Below are 1,974 nucleotides of genomic sequence, written 5' to 3'. Positions count from 1 at the left end.
GAGCCGGCAGCGAAGCCAAACGAGAGTGTGTAGAACAGTGCAACGATGTCGAACTTGCGCTGACGTTCGACGAGATTCGTTGCGCGAGCGCGCTCGCGCAACTCATCGGAGGGAAACGCTCTTTGAATCCGGTCAACTACGACTGAATCCGGTGGGCTGTAGGTCATACTTCCCACCGGGTTTCTCAACCGGGTAGTTGCGACGATATCAGATCAACAGACGGCGGTCGGTTGTCGCGTTAAACTAGAACGGATGGGTATAAAGCACACATAGATCATATTCACAAAACGACTCTGTGGTCTTTTATTGAAACCCTCTCGCTGTCGCGCGGTTTTCTGAGAAGCCAATTTTTATCGGAACCGCGTTATCCGGTTAGGACAGCTGCTCTCCTCGATGTCAACGTGGGTAGCAGCGTTTCCATCAAGTCAACAGAGACCACAGTATCTAATATCTTAATAAGACCCACTAACTAATATAGGTTCAATGAAAGACCACCTACTGCGATGGATCAAAGATACAGTTTTCCGAGTCCTTAGTTCACCAAAACATCTTAGCTCTGATTCATATGTTCAATATGCTAGAAAACGAGGATGCACTATTGGTGAGGGGACTCAGTTTTTTGGTGAAAAAAAGGTCGACCTGGGAGCAGCCCCGCTGATAGAAATTGGTGAAAATTGTATCATAACAGATCAGGTTCGTTTGCTAGTGGCGCTTCAAGCGTGATTTGCTGGATATAGCTGACGGAGTTTGATTCTGGCGTCGGCAGTAGTAAACTGCCAGTTGATGGTCGATTCGTCCTCGTTGCGAGTACGTTCCCACGCGGCGACCTCCGCACGGAGGGTCGCCGCGTCAGGAATACGTCGATCAAGACACTCGGTGGCAAGTGCGCTGAACTCTATTTCTGCTATGTTGAGCCAACTTCCGTGCTTGGGTGTGAAGTGGAACTCCAACTTTTTGAGGAGGCGATGTGCTTCCTCTGGTGGGAGAAACTCGTAGAATGCGTAGGCTTTGTGGGCGCTGAGATTATCGAGCACCACCCGGATGCAGTCGGCATCCGGGTAGTGCTCATCGACGAGCGTCTGCATTTGCTGGACGAACTCACGTTTCCGACGGCGTTTCGTTACCTCGACGTGTCGCCACCCAGTGAGTGGTTCGCTCATTATGAAGAGATTCCGCGTTCCGTTGCGTTTGTACGTGTAATCGTACCGAGCGACCGCTCCCGGGCGGGCCGGGAGCGGGTCGCGGACGTGCTTGTGTAACTCCTTGTTGCTCTCGTCGAAGCAGATGACAGGACGCGCTGGGTCGTACGGTTCGTGGTAGAGATCGAGAACGTCCTCCATTCGGTGGACGAAAGCGGCGTTGTGTTCGGGTTTGATCACCCACGCTTCTGATCGGTGAGGGTGCAACCGTGTTTTTTTAGCACCTGTCGCACGGTTTCGTGAGAGATCGACTCAACGTCGATCTCGTTGAGAGCAACGAGCTGGTCGGCGAGGAGATGAAGCGACCAGCGAGAATGTCCTTCCGGCGGTTCGCTACACGCTAATGCGATGAGGTGGGCTTCAGCTCGTCCATCGAGTTTGCGCTCGTAGACGCGGTCGGCCTCGCGGCGATTAATCGCCGCAAGGCCGTCCTCAGCGTACCGTTTGCGTATGCGACCGACCGTTCCGGGATGACAGCCGACGGCTTGACCGACCTGCTCGTCGGTCAAGCCGTCATCCGTATGCAAGAGACAGCGTACACGCGTGAGAACACGCGTTTTGTACATTCCTGCGGAGAGCATCGCTTCGAGTTCGGCGCGTTCGTCAGCGGACAGATCGACAACGTACTTCTGGGTTCGCGGCATAATGGACTTCAGAACACGTCTGAATACAGTCTAGAGGTGCTCTGAGTAGATAAATCTAGCAGTTCAAGCTTGAAGCGGCACTAGCACACATTTGGGATCGACCGATATTGAATCGGCGGTTTGAAGATGAA

Annotated in this window: 2 protein-coding genes and 1 pseudogene; all 3 read right to left on the bottom strand. The window is 53.1% G+C overall.

The genetic code is table 11. The features are described from left to right. A pseudogene (locus RBH22_RS17710) lies at positions 1-176 on the bottom strand (IS4 family transposase); the annotation flags it as partial. A 537-nt stretch (positions 177-713) separates the two neighbouring features. Beyond that, positions 714-1,379: an IS630 family transposase gene (locus RBH22_RS17705; RefSeq protein ID WP_256546712.1), complete on the bottom strand. Its 666-nt coding sequence runs from the start codon at positions 1,377-1,379 to the stop codon at positions 714-716. After that, positions 1,376-1,843 (bottom strand): helix-turn-helix domain-containing protein, encoded by a 468-nt coding sequence (locus RBH22_RS17700; protein ID WP_306678727.1) that lies wholly within the window; start codon positions 1,841-1,843, stop codon positions 1,376-1,378. Before RBH22_RS17700 ends, RBH22_RS17705 begins: the two co-directional genes overlap by 4 nt. Positions 1,844-1,974 lie beyond the last annotated feature (131 nt).

This window comes from Halobellus sp. H-GB7 (assembly GCF_030848585.1).
Lineage (GTDB): Archaea > Halobacteriota > Halobacteria > Halobacteriales > Haloferacaceae > Haloquadratum > Haloquadratum inordinatus.
This window is presented reverse-complemented; position numbering and strand designations above follow the sequence as displayed.